A 16796-nucleotide genomic window follows, 5' to 3' on the forward strand; every position below is an offset into this window, starting at 1 on the left:
AGCAGGTCCTCGTTCGCGGTCGGCCACTTGTAGCCGAGCATCTCCAGGACCCACTCGACCTCGTCCGGCAACATCATCGCCACAGCGCGCCCCCCACAGGCAATCCGCCGCACAACCACCCCCCAACGGCAGGAGGATCACACGAAGTACAGCCGTGCCCAGAGCTTACTGACCATCACCGGCGCTGCTGAAGGCAGCTCCTGTCACAGCCCCGTTGCAGAAGCCCGAGTGGGAAACGATTTCTCAGTGGGCGGGGACGGTGAGGCGGACGGGGGCGGCCGTCCGTTGAAGCGGTGCCGAGGGACCCGGCCGGTAGTGGGTGGCGTACCGGGAAGATCCGCAGGTACGGGAGACCCCGGCCGGGCGGCGCCCGCCGTCCCCACGGAGGCGCGCCGCCCGGCCGGGGCCGGTCAACCGTTCACTGCCACTGCCACTGCCCTCACTGTTCGGCGTGGGCCTGCGGGTTGCGTCGTACGCCGACCGCCGCGAGGACCGCGCCGGCCACGCACAGCACGCCGGTGACGAGCGCGGCGGTGTGCACGCCGTTGATGAACGCCTGGCCGCTGCCCTCGACGACCGCGGCCCGCAGCTGCGCCGGCATGTCACCGGAGACCGGCGAAACGCCCATCGCCACCGCGTCCTTGGCCTCGTACAGTCCTTCGGCCAGGGGCGCCGGCACCCCGGCGGAGGTGAGTTCGCCGGTCAGGGTCGAGCCGACCCTGCTGCTGATCAGGGACACGAGCACGGAGGTGCCGAGCGCTCCGCCGACCTGCAGCGCGGTGGCCTGCAGACCACCCGCCACACCGGCGTCCTTGACGGGCGAGTTGCCCACGATGGCTTCGGAGGAGGCCGCCATCACCATGCCGACGCCGAGGCCGAGGGCGATGAACGGCGGCCACATCGCGCCGTACGAGGAGTGCACGCCCCAGCCGAGTATCCCGAAGGAGGCGGCGGCCTGGAGCACCATGCCGAGCGGCATGGACAGCCGGGCACCGAACTTCTCGGTGAGCTTCGCGCCCAGCGGGGAGGCGACGACGGACGCCAGGCTCAGCGGCAGGGTGCGCACGCCGGCCTCGACGGGGGTGAAGCCGCGCACGTTCTGCAGGTAGAGCATCACGAAGAAGATCACGCCGAGCAGGACGAAGAAGTTGACCGCGGTGATGATCGTGCCGATGGTCAGCGCCGGGTTGCGGAACAGCCGCATCGGCAGCAGGGGGTGCGCGATACGCGTCTCGTACCAGCCGAACACCAGCAGGACGACGATGCCCGCGGCGAGGGTGCCCAGGGTCGTGGCCGAACTCCAGCCCCACGTCTCGCCCTTGACCACACCGAAGACGACGACGAGCAGTCCGAGCGCCAGCAGGACGACACCGGGGACGTCGAAGCGGTGGTCACCGGAGGCGTTCCTGCTCTGCGGCAGCACCAGCGCGCTGAAGACCAACGCGATCACGCCGATGGGGGCGTTGATGTAGAAGACCGACTCCCAGTCGACGTGCTCGACGAGCAGCCCGCCGACGATGGGGCCGAGCGCGGTGGACACGGACGACACCATGGCCCAGATGCCCACCGCCATGCCGAACTTCTTCGGCGGGAACACCGCCCGCAGCAGTCCGAGCGTGTTGGGCATCAGCAGGGCGCCGAAGAAGCCCTGCGCGGCGCGGAAGACGATGACGCCCTCGATCGAACCCGCCAGGCCGATGGCGACGGAAGCGAGGGTGAAGCCGACGACACCGACGAGGTAGAAGGTGCGCCGGCCGAAGCGGTCACCGAGCTTTCCGCCGAGGATCAGCGCGGCGGCCAGGGCCAGCAGGTAGGAGTTGGTGACCCATTGCAGGTCGGCGGTGGACGCGTTCAGGTCCCGGCCGATCTCCGGGTTGGCGATCGCGACGACGGAGCCGTCCAGGCCGACCATGAACAGACCGAAGGCGACGGCGATCAGCGTCAGCCAGGGCTTGCCGCGGCGGCCGGCCGGAGTGGCGGCCGGGGCGGGTGCGGGCAGGGATGAGCGATCCACGGTGGTGGAGGGCATGAAGGTGTACTGCTTCCTGAGCGGGGGGTACGGGTACGCGGGCGCCGTCAGCCGGCGGCGGGGTGGACGTGCCGCGCCAGTCCTTCGAGGGCGCCGAGAGCGGAGCCGATGGCGTCGAGGTCTCCGTCGGTGAGGGCGCGCAGCGCCTCGGCGACGTACCCGGTCATGAGGTTGTCGACCTCGGCGAGGCGCTGGCGGGCCTCGGCCGTGAGGTGCAGGTGCGCGACTCGCTTGTCGGCCGGGTCCTGCCTGCGCTCCAGCAGCCCCTGGGCCGCCAGTGGGGTGACCAGGGCGCTCACGTTGTTCGGCTTCATCAGCAGTACGTCGGCGGCTGTGCGCACGGTGACACCGTCGCGCTCGCCGACGAGCCGCAGGAGCGCCAGCTGGCCCTCGGGCGGCTTGGGGTGCGGAAAGTCCTGGGCGACACGCCGGTCCAGGGCCCGGTGCAGCGCGGGCAGGACAGCAGACATCGCTGACGCGATGTGCTGGATGTCCTGTTCGGACGCGCTGGAGGCGGGCATGCGAACAGTATAAGTATGGTTCGATACCTATGTCAACATACCTACTGCGGGAGCGGGGAGCCGTCGGGTGGTCCGCGGCTGCCCGCCCGCGCACCGCCCGCCCGCCGCCGGCTCCTCGTCGGCCGTTCGGCGGGGCAGGTACCGTATGGCAGGGATCTCACCAGGTGACAGCGAAGGAGGACACTTGCAGCAGCCCTCTGACGCCGTGAAAGCGCCGACCATGGCGGACGTCGCCCGAGTGGCGGGCGTGTCGCACCAGACCGTGTCACGCGTGCTCAGCAACCACCCGAACGTGCGCGAGACGACTCGCGACCAGGTCAACGAAGCCATCGCGCGGCTGGGATACCGCCGTAACTCGGCTGCCCGCGCCCTGGCCACCCGGCGCACCCGCACCCTGGGCGTCATCGCCGTCAACACCACCCTCCACGGGCCGGCGAGCACCCTTTCCGGGGTGCAGGAAGCAGCCAGGAGCCAGGATTATCTGGTCTCGACCGTCACCCTGCGCACGGTGACGCGAGCAGCGCTCACCCAGGCCATGGACCACCTCACGGCGTGGGGAGTCGAAGGCGTCATCGCCATCACTCCGCAGCGCGAGATGGTGCAGGCCCTCGCGGCCATGCAGACCCCCTTCCCCCTGGTCACGGTGGAAGGCGGACACAGTCTGGACCTCCCCGGTGTCTCCCTCGACCAGGCGCTCGGCGCCCGTATGGTCACCGAGCATCTGCTCGCCGCGGGGCACCGCACGGTGTGGCACGTCGCCGGCCCCCGGGACTGGCTGGAGAGTGAGGCGCGCGCCACCGGATGGGAAGACTGCCTGCGCGAGGCGGGAGCCGAGGTTCCGCCGCTCCTGCGGGGGGACTGGAGCCCTCTTTCCGGCTACCACGCAGGCCAGCAACTCGCGGGTCACGCCGCGGCCCGCGCCACAGGTGCCCCTCTGACAGCGGTTTTCGTGGCGAACGACCAGATGGCGCTCGGGGTGCTCCGGGCCCTGCGGGAAGCGGGCCTGAGGACCCCCGCCGACGTGGCGGTGGCCGGATTCGACGACATTCCGGAGGCCGAGTTCTTCCCTCCGCCCCTCACCACCGTCCGGCAGGACTTCGCCGCGATCGGTCGCAGCAGCATCGCCCTGCTGCTGGAGCACATCGAGGGCCGTACGACCGAAGCGGCCCACCTCACCATCGAACCCGAACTCATCGTGCGCGCCAGCACCGCTCGACAGCCGGATTCGGCCTTGTCCCGTTGACGTGTCCCCCTTCGGCCGACACACCAGTGCTCGGCAGTGCCAGGACCCGAAGGCATCAGAATGAGTACCGCAGTCGTGATTTCCGGGCCGGGCGCACACAGGCTGGTCCCTCATGAACCGACGCCGCCCGGGCCCGGGGAGGCGCTCGTCCGCGTGCACGCGGTGGGCGTCTGCGGCAGCGACCTGGACGTCCTGCGGGGGGTGCGGCCCGCCGGATACGTGCGGTATCCGCTCACGCCGGGGCACGAGTGGTCCGGGACCGTGGAGAGCGTCGGGGACCTCGTGCCGGAGGCGCTGGTCGGCCGGAAGGCAGTCGGTGAGGGGTTCCGCAACTGCCAGGTGTGCGAACGGTGTCGTGCCGGTGAGAACACGCTGTGCGGCGCCGGCTACGAAGAAACCGGATTCACCCGGCCCGGCGCGACGGCCGCGACCCTGACCCTGCCGGCGCGGCTCCTGCACGTCCTGCCCGACGACACGGACCTGACCGCGGCCGCACTGCTGGAACCGGCCGCCTGCGTCGCCGCCGCCGTACTGAAGGCGGCCGTCCTTCCCGGCGAGCGCGTCGCCGTGGTGGGCGACGGAACAGCCGGCATGCTCGCCGTCCAGTTCATGGCGGCGGCCTCCCCGGCCCGGCTGACGGTGGTCGGCCCATGTCCCGGTCGCCGGGAGCGGGCCCTGTCGTTCGGGGCCACCGACTGCGGCGCGTACGACCGGAGTCTTTCCCGGGCTCCGGACTTCGACGTCGTCGTGGAAACCACCGGCCGGGCCTCCTCGGTGAACTTCTCCATGGCCCTCCTGCGGCGCGGCGGCCGCCTCGTGCTCGCGGGCACACCGGAGCCGGGGGCCGCCGGAATCGACCCGGAAGTGCTGACCGCACGGCAGCTGAGGATCCAGTCCGTCTTCGGTGCGGCGACCGCCGCCTGGACACACGCCGTACGCGCCCTTGGCTCCGGGCTGCTCTCACCCCTGCCGCTGATCACCCACGAGCTGCCTCTGGAGGCGTTCCCGCGGGCCGTCGCCCTCCTGGAGGGAGGGGGCCCCGAGGTGGGCAAGGTGCTCCTGAAACCGAACCTCTAGGAGGCGTCGGCGCCGGCCTCGGTGCCCCGCTTCCGGCGCGCTTCCGGCCCGGTCCCGGTGCTGTCAGGCGAGGGGGCGGGCGGTGCTGGCGCGGACGATCAGCTGGGGAGCCACGGTCAGATGAGTGTCCCGCAGCGCGCGTTCCTCGATGCGGTCGATCAGGAGGCTGATGCTGGCGCGGCCGATCGCTCCGAAATCCTGCCGGACGGTGGTGAGGGGCGGCGGGAAGAACTCCGCCTCGGGGATGTCGTCGAAGCCGGCGACCGCCACGTCCGCAGGCGTGCGTACGCCGGCTTCACTCAGGGCGCGCAACACCCCCAGCGCCATCTGGTCGTTGGCGACGAACACGGCGCTGAGCCGGGGGTCCGGGCCGCTGCGCCTGCCTGCCCTGCCCGCCAGCTGCTGGCCGATCCGGAACCCGGAGAGGGGGCTCCAGTCCCCCACGAGCGAGGGAGGCACCGGTGCTCCCGCGTCCTCCAGCGCGGCCCGCCAGCCCGCGGTGCGCGCTTCGGCCTCCAGCCAGTCCTGTGGGCCGGCGACGTGCCACACCGTCTCGTGGCCGACGGCAAGCAGATGCTCCGTCACCAGCCGGGCCCCCAGATACTGATCGAGGGCCACTCCGGGGAGGGCCAGGCTGTGCCCGCCCTCGACCGTGACCACGGGGAACGGGGTGCGCAGTTCGGCCAGCGCGTCCACGGCCTGCCGCTGGGAGGTGATCACCACGACCCCCTCCACGCCCCACGTGGCCAGGTGGGTCATGGCCTGCGTCAGCGCGTCCTTGTCGACGGTGCGCAAGCTGACCGCGGACACCAGGTACCCCTGCTCGCGCGCCGCCCCTTCGAGTCCGGAGAGCGTGCTCGCCGGCCCGTGGAACGTGGTGTTGACGGCGATGACGCCAAGAGTGCGGGTGCGGCGGGTGGCAAGGGCGCGGGCCGCGGAGTTGCGCCGGTAGCCGAGCTCGTCGATGGCTCGCTGCACCCCTGCCCGCGTGGCCTTCCGTACGTTGGGGTGGCCGCTCAGGACCCGGGACACGGTCTGGTGGGACACCCCTGCCACGCGGGCCACGTCCGCCATCGTCGGAGGGCGGTCCGTAGCGGACTGACGCACGGGCATCTCCCTGAGGGTGGGCAGGCGTGCTGAAGGCGCGCTGCTGACTGGAGGACTGCGTACGGAGCCCCAGTGAGGGATCTCGTCGTGTTAGCGCGATCATCCTATGCCAGCCTTGAGTGATGAAGAATCTATAACGAGCCTCGTAACTCTTGAGTTTCGGCTGTGTTAGCGCTCACACTTCTCCAGCGGCCGCACGAACCCTGCTGTGGCCTGTCACGTCGCCGGGCCGGCCTCCGAGGCCGGCCCGGCAGTCCCTCCCCGCACCGCAGAGGGCACTCGGCGTGCCGCTGCCACAGGTGCGTTTCGAAGCACGAGAGGAACCGCAGATGCCCAAGAAGGTTGTTTCCGCCGTTGCCGCCGGACTGCTTGCCGCGTCCTTCCTGACCGCATGCTCCACCGGTGGGGGTGGCTCCGCCGGCGGGGGTGACGGCCGGCTCGTCCTCGGTTTCGCCCAGGTCGGCGCGGAGAGCGGCTGGCGCACCGCCAACACCAAGTCGGTGCGGGAGTCGGCCGAGGAGGCCGAGGTCACCCTGAAGTTCTCCGACGCGCAGCAGAAGCAGGAGAACCAGATCAAGGCGATCCGTTCCTTCATCCAGCAGAGAGTCGACGTCATCGCCTTCTCGCCGGTGGTCGAGTCCGGCTGGGACACCGTGCTCAAGGAGGCCAAGAACGCCAAGATCCCGGTCGTCCTGACCGACCGGGCCATCGACTCGAAGGACACCTCGCTCTACACCACCTTCCTCGGCTCCGACTTCGTCGAGGAGGGCAAGAAGGCCGGCGACTGGCTGACCAAGGAGTACAAGGGCAAGGACGGGACGGTGAACATCGTCGAACTCCAGGGCACCACCGGCTCCGCCCCCGCGAACGACCGCAGGGCCGGCTTCGCGCAGGCCCTCAAGGGTGACCCGAAGTTCAAGGTCGTGGCCTCGCAGACCGGCGACTTCACCCGTGCCAAGGGCAAGGAGGTCATGCAGGCGTTCCTCAAGTCGCAGCCCGACATCGACGTCCTGTACGCGCACAACGACGACATGGCGCTCGGCGCGATCCAGGCCATCGAGGAGGCCGGCAAGAAGCCCGGCACCGACATCAAGGTCATCTCGGTGGACGGCATCAAGGACGCCTTCCAGGCCATGGCCGACGGCAAGATCAACGTCGTGGTCGAGTGCAACCCCCTGCTCGGCGACCAGCTGATGGACCTCGCCAAGAAGGTCTCCAAGGGAGAGTCCGTCCCGGCCCGCGTGAAGGTCGAGGAGGGAGTCTTCACCCAGGACCAGGCCGCCGCCGCCCTCCCGGACCGCACGTACTGATCGCGGCGGGACGGCCGGGGGTGCGTGAGAACGCCCCGGAGCCCCGGAGCCCCGGACCGCAGGGCCCCGGAGTCCCGGAGTCCCGGAGTCCCGGAGTCCCGGACCGCAGGGCCGGCGGGCGGGCGCCCGCACGCCGTGCCCGCACGCCGTGCCCGCATCGCACCACCGCAACCACCCCATGACGTACGGGGGCACCGCTGTGCCGAAGGTGCCCCCGGCTCCCGACACGAGAGGACGGGCGGATGGCAGGCCCTCCCACCACTGACAGGTCCTTGACCACCGAGGCCGGCGCGGACCGGCGCCCCGTCCTCGAACTGCGGGGAGTGCGGAAGGAGTTCCCCGGCGTCGTCGCTCTCGACGGAGTCGACCTGCGCCTCTTCCCCGGAGAAGTGCACGCCCTGATGGGCGAGAACGGCGCGGGAAAGTCCACGCTCATCAAGGTCCTGACCGGGGTCCACCCGTCCGACGGCGGCAGCGTCACGCTGGCCGGCGAGGACGTCCACATCTCCAGCCCCCTCCAGGCCCAGCAGACCGGCATCAGCACCGTCTACCAGGAGGTCAACCTCTGCCCCAACCTCTCGGTGGCGGAGAACATCCTCATCGGCCGCGAACCGCGCCGCTTCGGCATGATCCACTGGCCGGAACTGCGCCGCCGCGCCCGCGAACTGGTGCGCGACCTCGATCTCGACATCGACGTCAGTGCCCCGCTCGGCAGTTGCTCCCTGGCCGTCCAGCAGCTGGTCGCGATCGTACGCGCGGTCGACATCTCCGCGAAGGCGCTCATCCTCGACGAGCCCACCTCCAGCCTCGACCGCGACGAGGTCGAGCAGCTCTTCACCGTGATGCGCCGGCTCCGGGACCAGGGCGTGGCGATCCTCTTCGTCACCCACTTCCTCGACCAGGTCTACGACATCTGCGACCGCGTCACCATCCTGCGCAACGGACGGCTGGAGGGGGAGTACGCCATCGGTGACCTCACCCGCGTACAGCTGGTCCAGCGCATGATCGGAGGCGAACTGGCCGAACTCGACGTGCTCTCCGACGCCTCACGGGCCGAGGCCGCCGAAGCCGCGGCCGGCGAGCCGTTCCTGCGGGCCGGGGCCCTGGCCCGCCGCGGTTCCATCGCCCCCTTCGACCTGGACATCCACGTCGGGGAAGTCGTCGGACTGGCCGGCCTGCTCGGCTCGGGCCGCACCGAAGCCGCCCGGCTGCTGTTCGGCGCCGACCAGAGCGACGAGGGCACCGTCACCGTCAACGGCGAGCCCGCCGCCCTGCGTACGCCCCGGGCCGCCATCGCCCACAAGATCGCCTTCTGCTCGGAGAACCGCAAGGCCGAGGGGCTGGTCGGCGAACTGACGGTCCGGGAGAACCTCGTCCTGGCGCTGCAGGCCGCCCGTGGCTGGGCCCGGCCCCTGTCCCGGAGCACGCAGGACGAACTCGCCAGGCACTGGATCGCCGCGCTGGACATCCGGCCCGCCAGCCCGGAGACGCAGATCCGCAACCTCAGCGGCGGCAACCAGCAGAAGGTGCTGCTCGCCCGCTGGCTGCTGACCGACCCCCGGCTGCTGATCCTCGACGAGCCCACCCGCGGCATCGACGTCGGCGCCAAGGCCGAGATCCAGAAACTCGTCCAGCGGCTCTCCGGCGAGGGCATGTCGGTGCTGTTCATCTCCGCGGAACTCGAAGAGGTACTGCGGCTCAGCCACCGCGTCGGCGTCCTGAGGGACCACCGCATGGTGGCCACCCTGACCAATGACGGCACCCTCACACCGGAACGCATCATGGCCACCATCGCCACCGGAGACCGGAAATGACCAAGCACCGCCTGTTCTGGCCCGCCGCCGTCCTGCTCATGCTCCTGCTGGCCAACGTCGCCTTCAACCACGACTTCTTCGCCATCCGGGTCAAGGAGGGCCACCTCTACGGCAGCCTGATCGACATCCTCCAGTTCGGCGCACCGCTGGTGCTGGTCGCCCTGGGCATGTCCCTGGTCATCGCCACCCGCGGCATCGACCTGTCGGTCGGCTCCACCGTGGCCATCTCCGGCGCGCTGGCCTGCGAGCACATCGCCACGTCCGCGTCCCCGGCCGCGCTGTCGACGGTGCTCGAAGCCGTCTCGGTCTCCCTCGCCGTCGCGCTGGCCCTCGGCCTGATCAACGGCGTCCTGGTCGCCAGGCTCGACGTCCAGCCGATCATCGCGACCCTCATGCTGATGGTCGCGGGCCGCGGCGTCGCCCAGCTCATCACGGACGGCCAGATCCTCACCGTCTCCAGCGCCCCCTACAAGCTCATCGGCGGCGGTTACTGGCTGACGATCCCCTTCGCCGTGATCCTCGCCGCCGTGCTGGTCGCCCTCACCGGGCTCCTCACCCGCCGCACCGCGCTCGGCCTGCTCATCGAGTCGGTCGGCGGCAACCCCACGGCCAGCCGGCTCGTCGGTATCCGCGCCACCGGACTGCTCATCCTCGTCTACGTGTTCAGCGCCCTGTGCGCCGCCGTCGCCGGGCTGATGATCAGCTCGAACGTCTCCAGCGCCGACGGCAACAACGCCGGCCTGTGGATCGAGCTCGACGCCATCCTCGCCGTCGTCATCGGCGGCGGCGCGCTGACCGGGGGCCGCTTCTCCCTCGGCGGCACCGTGCTCGGCGCGCTGATCATCCAGACGCTCACCACCTCCGTCTACTCGATGGGCATTCCCCCCGAGACGACCCTGGTCTTCAAGGCCCTGGTCGTCATCACGGTCTGCCTCGTCCAGTCGTCGGCCTTCCGGGCCAAGGTCGACCTCCGGCGCCCGTCGCCCCGCCCGCCCCTGAACCCCGGTCGCACCAGAAACGTTGAGAAGCACGAGGTCGGCGCATGAGCACCCTGACTGACACCTTCCGCCGCAACGGGGCGTCCGTCCCGCTGCTCGTGACCGCCGCACTGCTGGTGATCATGTTCGCCGCCGGCTCGGCGCAGTACGAGGGCTTCTTCTCCGGGCAGGTACTGGTCAACCTGCTCATCGACAACGCGTTCCTGCTCGTCGTCGCCATCGGCATGACCTTCGTCATCCTCACCGGCGGCATCGACCTCTCCGTCGGAGCGATGCTCGCCCTCTCCACCATGGTCGCCGCCTGGCTCGTCGAACAGCACAACTGGCCGCCGCTGCTCGTCATCCCGCTGGTCCTGCTCATCGGTACGGCGTCCGGCACCCTGATGGGCTGGATCATCCACACCTTCGAGATCCAGCCCTTCATCGTCACCCTCGCCGGGATGTTCCTCGCCCGCGGGCTCTGCTACACCATCAGCACCGAGTCGATCTCCATCACCGACCCCACCTTCGTCTCGATCGCCCAGACCAGGCTGGCGCTGCCGGGCGGCCTGTTCATCTCACCCAGTGTGATCATCGCGCTGCTGGTCCTGCTCGCCGCCTTCTTCGTCTTGCACCGCACCCGGCTCGGCCGCAACGTCTACGCGCTCGGCGGCAACGAGCAGTCGGCTCTCCTGATGGGCCTGCCGGTGGCCCGTACGAAGATCGCCGTCTACGCCATCAGCGGCTTCTGCTCCGCCCTCGGCGGCGTGCTCCTCACCTTCTACATGCTCTCCGGCTACGGGCTGCACGCCGTCGGCCTCGAACTCGACGCCATCGCGGCCACCGTCATCGGCGGGACCCTGCTCACCGGCGGCTCGGGCTTCGTCCTGGGCACCGCCCTCGGCGTGATGGTCCTCGGCCTCATCCAGACGGTCATCAGCTTCCAGGGGACCCTCAGCTCGTGGTGGACCCGCATCGTCATCGGCGGGCTGCTCCTCGTCTTCATCCTCCTCCAGCGCCTCAGCACCGGCCGCCGCCGGGTCTGAGGGCACCACCCGAAACCGTCACGATCCGCCGCACCGGGTGCCCCGGGGCACCCGGTGCGGCACGATCCCGCAAAGGAGATCCGCGTGATCACCGACCTGAACACCGCTCCGTGCCACAGGAGTTGCGCGGTCCGCCGCGGAGCACCGTGCCCCGGACCGGCCGGACCGGCGTACCGTCGATCGGGGCCCGCCCGGTGAGCACGCCCTATGCCGTACGCACCCCGGACGCCACGCACGGCGACGACCACTGGGCCTTCGGTTTCGACGGCGGTGTCCGTGCCGAGGTGTACGCCGTCGGGGCCCGTCTGCACGCGCTGCACGTCCCCGACCGGGGCGGTGTCCTCGCCGACGTCGTCCTGGCCCCGGCCGATCCGCGCGAGCTGTCCGGCCGGGCCCGCTATCTGGGCGCCACCGTGGGCCGTTACGGCAACCGGATCGGCGGAGGCGTCCTGCCGCTCGACGGCGAGGTCCACCAGCTGCGCACGCTCCCCACCGGACACAGCCTGCACGGCGGCCCCGAAGGTTTCGACCTGCGGAAGTGGTCCGCGGAGTCGGCCGGGTACGCCGGGTACGAGGACCGCGCCGGAGTACGGCTGCGGCTGCGCAGCCGGGACGGCGACCAGGGCTTCCCGGGCACCGTCGACGCCACGGTCTGCTACCTCCTGGACAGGGACGGCACGCTGACGATCGAGTACACGGCCGTCACCGACCGGCCCACCGTGGTCAACCTCACCAACCACGCCTACTTCAACCTCGCGGGAGAGGGCACGGGCACCGTCGACGGCCATCTGCTCCAGTGCGACGCCGACCACTACCTCCCCGTCGACGAGAGCCTCATCCCCCTGGGGCCCGCCGAGCGTGTCCACGGCACGCCCTTCGACCTCACCTCACCGCGGCGCATCGGCGAGGCCCTCGCCCAGGGCCATCACCAACTGCGCCTCGGGGGCGGGGGGTTCGACCACAACTGGGTTCTGCGCGACGGCGCCGCCGGGCCGCGCAGGGCCGCGGTGCTCCGTGATCCCGCGTCCGGCCGCCGGATGGACGTACACACCACCGAACCCGGTCTGCAGATCTACACCGCCAACCACTTCGACGGGTCCTTCACCGGGAAGTCGGGGAGCCGCTACCCGGCGCGGGCCGGCATCGCCCTGGAGACCCAGCACTTTCCCGACTCGCCCAACCGCCCCGAGTACCCGTCGGTGGTGCTGCGGCCGGGCGAGGTGCACCACTCCACCACCGTGCTGCGCTTCACCTGCGAGGCGGCAGCGGACGGCGGACCGGAGCGCGACCGCGAGCGGATCGCCTCCGGCCCCCGCCCGGGGCCGTCCCGGACCGTTCCGGCTCGGTCCGGAGCGGTCCGGCGGGCTCGGGCAGCCTGTTGACAGCATGGTTGTTAGCGTTAACAATCACTGAGCGTGCCCTCGACGCCGCTCCATGAGCGGCCACCGACCCCGCCGACCCGGCCGACGCCTCGGGCTTGCGCCCGGTCGGCGGCACCTGTTCCGCACCTCAGGGGGAGGCGAGGAACAGGTGGCCGGCCGCTGGGCTCCGCGGGGACGCGGACGATCCAGCGGCCGGCCTCCGGCACCCCGGCTCCGTAACGAAGGATGTGAAAGTGACCGTGACTCCTCCCACCCGGGATCCGGAGAGCTGTGTCGTCGGTGTCGACTTCGGCACGCTGTCCGGCCGGGCCGTGGTGGTCCGCGTGCGAGACGGTGAGGAACTCGGTTCGGCCGTCCACGAGTACCCCCACGGCGTCATCGACCGCGTACTGCCCACCACCGGCGCACCGTTGCCGCCCGACTGGGCCCTCCAGCACCCCGAGGACTGGCGCGAGGTGCTGCGCACCGCGGTCCCCGCCGCCCTCGCCGCCGCCTCCGTCGACCCGGCGGCCGTCGTCGGCATCGCCACCGACTTCACCGCCTGCACCGTCCTGCCCGTCCGCGGCGACGGCACCCCGCTCGCCGAGAGCGGGCTGGGCGACCGCCCGCACGCCTGGCCCAAGCTCTGGAAGCACCACGCCGCCCAGGGCCAGGCCGACCGGATCAACCACCTCGCCCACGCGCGCGCCGAGAAGTGGATCTCCCGGTACGGCGGCAAGATCTCCGCCGAATGGCAGTACGCCAAGGCGCTCCAGGTACTGGAGGAGGACCCGGACACCTACGCCGCCACCGAGCGCTGGATCGAGGCCGCCGACTGGATCGTCTGGCAGCTCACCGGAGTCGAGACCCGCAACACCTGCACCGCCGGTTACAAGGGCATCCACCAGGACGGCCACTACCCGAGCGAGGACTACCTCGGCGCGCTGCACCCCGGCTTCGCCGACTTCGCCCGTACCCGCCTGGAGCACCCGCTCTCGCCGCTCGGTTCGCGGGCCGGCTCGCTGACCGCCGAAGCCGCCGCCCGGACCGGTCTGCCGGAGGGCATCGCCGTCGCGGCGGGCAACGTCGACGCCCACGTGGCGGCCGCCGCCGCGCAGGCCGTCGAGAACGGCCGGCTCCTCGCCGTCATGGGCACCTCCACCTGCCACGTCGTCAACGGCGCCGCGCTCGCCGACGTCCCCGGCATCTGCGGGGTCGTCGACGGCGGCATCGTCGAGGGCGCCTACGGCTACGAGGCGGGCCAGAGCGCGGTCGGCGACATCTTCGCCTGGTGGCTGGGGCAGGGCGTTCCCGCCGCGTACGCGGCCGAGGCCGAGGCGGCCGGCGAGGACCTCCACCAGCTGCTCACCCGCAAGATCGCCGACCAGCCGGTCGGCGGCCACGGACTGGTCGCCCTCGACTGGATGAACGGCAACCGCTCCACCCTGGTCGACCACCACCTCTCCGGCGTCGTCGTCGGCCTCACCCTGGCGACCCGCCCCGAGGAGATCTACCGCGCGCTCCTCGAGGCCACCGCCTTCGGCACCCGCACCATCGTCGACGCCCTGGAGCAGGGCGGCGTCCCCGTCCACGAGTTCATCGTCACCGGCGGGCTGAAGAAGAACGCCCTGCTGATGCAGATCTACGCCGATGTGCTGCGCCGCCCCGTCTCGCTCGCGGTGTCCGCCCAGGGCCCGGCGCTCGGCTCCGCCATCCACGCCGCGGTCGCCGCCGGCGCCTACCCGGACGTACGCACCGCCGCCGCGGCCATGGGCCGGGTCGACCGCGCGGTGTACCGGCCGGATGCGGCCCGCGCCGACGCCTACGACGCGCTGTACGCCGAGTACCGGGCCCTGCACGACCACTTCGGCACCGGCCCCGACCGGCAGATGCACCGGCTCCGCGCCATCCGCAACCACGCCCTGACCGCCCACACCAGCGAGGTCTGACCCATGTCGTCACCCATGTCGTCATCCATCGATCTGCTGCGCCGCCAGGTCAGCGACCTGCACCAGGACCTGGTCCGCTACCAGCTCGTCGTCTGGACGGCGGGCAACGTCTCGGCGCGCGTCCCGGGCGAGGACCTCCTGGTCATCAAGCCCAGCGGCGTCGCGTACGACGAGCTGTCCCCGGAGAACATGATCCTCTGCGACCTGGACGGAAACGTGGTGGAGGGCGACCACTCGCCCTCCTCCGACACCGCCGCGCACGCCTACGTCTACCGCCACATGCCCGAGGTCGGGGGAGTGGTGCACACCCACTCCACCTACGCCTGCGCCTGGGCCGCGCGCGGCGAGGCGGTGCCCTGCGTACTGACCGCCATGGCCGACGAGTTCGGCGCCGAGATCCCCGTCGGGCCCTTCGCGCTGATCGGTGACGACTCCATCGGCCGCGGCATCGTGGAGACGCTGCGGGGCCACCGGTCGCCCGCCGTCCTGATGAAGAGCCACGGCGTCTTCACCATCGGCAAGGACGCCAGGGCGGCCGTCAAGGCGGCCGTGATGTGCGAGGACGTCGCGCGCACCGTCCACATCTCCCGCCAGCTCGGCGAACCGCTGCCGATCGCGCAGGACGACATCGACCGCCTCAACTACCGCTACCAGAACGTGTACGGCCAGCCGCGCGCTGCCCGCTAAGGAGCTTTCCCATGACGTCACTCGAGGGACGCGAGATCTGGTTCCTGACGGGTAGTCAGAGCCTGTACGGCGACGACACGCTGCGGCAGGTGGCCGAGCAGTCGCGGCAGATAGCCGACGCGCTCGGCGACGGCGCCGGCCTTCCCGTCCGTATCGTCTGGAAACCCGTCCTCACCGAGGCCGACGCGATCCGGCGCGTCTGCCTGGACGCGAACTCCGACGACGCCTGCATCGGCCTGATCGCCTGGATGCACACCTTCTCCCCGGCCAAGATGTGGATCGCCGGACTCGACGCGCTGCGCAAGCCCCTGCTCCACCTCCACACCCAGGCCAACGTCGCGCTCCCGTGGTCGTCCATCGACATGGACTTCATGAACCTCAACCAGGCCGCCCACGGCGACCGCGAGTTCGGGTACATCCAGTCCCGCCTGGGCGTCGCCCGCAAGACGGTCGCCGGACACGTCAGCGACCCGTCCGTGGCCGCCCGGATCGCCTCCTGGGCCAGGGCCGCCGCGGGCCGGGCCGAGCTGCGCGGCCTCAAGCTGGCCCGCTTCGGCGACAACATGCGCGACGTCGCGGTGACCGAGGGCGACAAGGTCGAGGCACAGCTCCGCTTCGGGGTGTCCGTCAACACCTACGGGGTCAACGACCTGGTCGAGATGGTCGACGCGGTCGCCGACGCCGACATCACCGCACTGGTCAAGGAGTACGAGGAGACCTACCGGGTCGCCCCCGGACTGCGGGCCGGCGGGGACCGCCACGACGCGCTGCGCTACGCCGCGCGGATCGAGCTCGGGATGCGCGGATTCCTCGACGAGGGCGGCTTCCGCGCCTTCACCACCAACTTCGAGGACCTCGGCGGCCTGCGGCAGCTCCCGGGCCTCGCGGTGCAGCGCCTGATGGCCGACGGCTACGGCTTCGGCGGCGAGGGCGACTGGAAGACCTCGGTCCTGCTGCGCACCCTCAAGGTGATGTCCGCCGGCCTGCCCGGCGGCACCTCCTTCATGGAGGACTACACCTACCACCTGGAGCCCGGCCGGGAGCTGATCCTCGGGGCCCACATGCTGGAGGTCTGCCCGACCGTCTCGGCGGGCGTGCCGTCCTGCGAGATCCACCCGCTGGGCATCGGCGGGCGCGAGGACCCGGTCCGGCTCGTCTTCGACGCGCACACCGGCCCGGCCGTGGTGGTCGGACTCGCCGACATGGGGGACCGCTTCCGCCTGGTCGCCAACGAGATCGACGTGGTCGAGCCCGTCGAGCCGCTGCCGAACCTGCCGGTGGCCCGGGCGGTGTGGCGGCCGCGCCCCGACCTGCGTACCTCCACCGAAGCCTGGCTGACCGCCGGGGCCCCGCACCACACCGTGCTGTCGAGCGCCGTCGGCGCCGAAGAGCTGGGCGATCTCGCGGACATCCTCGGCACCGAGCTGCTGCTGATCGACGCGGACACCACGATCCGCCGGTTCACCCAGGAGATCCGCTGGAACCAGCCCTATTACCGCATGGCACAGGGCCTGTGACCTGAATCCGGCTCTCCGTCGCAGCCAGGCCCTGACAGAGGCTCGCGGCATGCACCTCCAGTGGCGCCCGGACCGTTCCCACGGTCCGGGCTCGCAGCGCAGGCCGCGCACCCGGCACTCCGTGTGGACCTCGACGCCCAGTGTTTCCAGATGGCCGC

At 71.2% G+C, this 16796-nt stretch carries 13 protein-coding genes; 10 read left to right on the top strand and 3 right to left on the bottom strand.

Annotated features, from left to right (window positions below; genetic code table 11):
- Window positions 1-439: 439 nt before the first annotated feature.
- The gene (locus ACWDZ4_RS34270) at window positions 440-2029 is read right to left on the bottom strand and encodes an MFS transporter (protein WP_451512300.1); all 1590 of its coding nucleotides are present in this window, start codon (window positions 2027-2029) and stop codon (window positions 440-442) included.
- Window positions 2030-2076: 47 nt separating this feature from the next.
- Complete coding sequence (locus ACWDZ4_RS34275; RefSeq protein ID WP_451512301.1) at window positions 2077-2550, bottom strand: MarR family winged helix-turn-helix transcriptional regulator; 474 nt, start codon at window positions 2548-2550, stop codon at window positions 2077-2079.
- Window positions 2551-2770: 220 nt separating this feature from the next.
- Here ACWDZ4_RS34275 and ACWDZ4_RS34280 point away from each other — a divergent pair, with 220 nt between their 5' ends.
- Window positions 2771-3793, top strand: coding sequence for a LacI family DNA-binding transcriptional regulator (locus ACWDZ4_RS34280; RefSeq protein WP_451512311.1), 1023 nt, complete (start codon window positions 2771-2773; stop codon window positions 3791-3793).
- Between the two features lie 60 nt (window positions 3794-3853).
- A complete protein-coding gene (locus ACWDZ4_RS34285; RefSeq protein ID WP_451512302.1) occupies window positions 3854-4870 on the top strand; it encodes a zinc-dependent alcohol dehydrogenase in 1017 nt (338 codons plus the stop codon).
- 63 nt (window positions 4871-4933) lie between these two features.
- Here the strand turns inward: ACWDZ4_RS34285 and ACWDZ4_RS34290 are convergent, their stop codons facing one another.
- Window positions 4934-5944 carry a LacI family DNA-binding transcriptional regulator gene (locus tag ACWDZ4_RS34290; RefSeq protein ID WP_451512312.1) on the bottom strand — a complete coding sequence of 337 codons (1011 nt, stop codon included), beginning with the start codon at window positions 5942-5944 and terminating at the stop codon, window positions 4934-4936.
- A gap of 362 nt (window positions 5945-6306) precedes the next feature.
- On the opposite strand from ACWDZ4_RS34290, the gene ACWDZ4_RS34295 reads away from it, so the two are divergent.
- The 8 genes from ACWDZ4_RS34295 to araA all read left to right on the top strand — a co-directional run bounded on the left by ACWDZ4_RS34295 (window position 6307) and on the right by araA (window position 16638).
- Window positions 6307-7287 carry an ABC transporter substrate-binding protein gene (locus ACWDZ4_RS34295; protein WP_451512303.1) on the top strand — a complete coding sequence of 327 codons (981 nt, stop codon included), beginning with the start codon at window positions 6307-6309 and terminating at the stop codon, window positions 7285-7287.
- A gap of 242 nt (window positions 7288-7529) precedes the next feature.
- Window positions 7530-9101, top strand: coding sequence for a sugar ABC transporter ATP-binding protein (locus tag ACWDZ4_RS34300; protein WP_451512304.1), 1572 nt, complete (start codon window positions 7530-7532; stop codon window positions 9099-9101).
- Entirely contained in the window at window positions 9098-10147 is a 1050-nt protein-coding gene (locus ACWDZ4_RS34305; RefSeq protein ID WP_451512305.1) for an ABC transporter permease, read from the top strand. The genes ACWDZ4_RS34300 and ACWDZ4_RS34305 overlap by 4 nt, the downstream gene beginning before the upstream one ends.
- Entirely contained in the window at window positions 10144-11124 is a 981-nt protein-coding gene (gene yjfF, locus ACWDZ4_RS34310; protein ID WP_451512306.1) for a galactofuranose ABC transporter, permease protein YjfF, read from the top strand. Before ACWDZ4_RS34305 ends, yjfF begins: the two co-directional genes overlap by 4 nt.
- 194 nt (window positions 11125-11318) lie before the next feature.
- Window positions 11319-12506: an aldose epimerase family protein gene (locus tag ACWDZ4_RS34315; RefSeq protein ID WP_451512307.1), complete on the top strand. Its 1188-nt coding sequence runs from the start codon at window positions 11319-11321 to the stop codon at window positions 12504-12506.
- Between the two features lie 233 nt (window positions 12507-12739).
- On the top strand, window positions 12740-14434 hold the full coding sequence (locus ACWDZ4_RS34320) for a ribulokinase (protein WP_451512308.1): 1695 nt from the start codon (window positions 12740-12742) through the stop codon (window positions 14432-14434).
- Window positions 14435-14449: 15 nt separating this feature from the next.
- Entirely contained in the window at window positions 14450-15121 is a 672-nt protein-coding gene (locus tag ACWDZ4_RS34325) for an L-ribulose-5-phosphate 4-epimerase (protein ID WP_451512309.1), read from the top strand.
- Between the two features lie 11 nt (window positions 15122-15132).
- Window positions 15133-16638 carry an L-arabinose isomerase gene (araA, locus tag ACWDZ4_RS34330; RefSeq protein ID WP_451512310.1) on the top strand — a complete coding sequence of 502 codons (1506 nt, stop codon included), beginning with the start codon at window positions 15133-15135 and terminating at the stop codon, window positions 16636-16638.
- Window positions 16639-16796 lie beyond the last annotated feature (158 nt).

It is taken from the genome of Streptomyces sp. NPDC003016 (assembly GCF_053591455.1).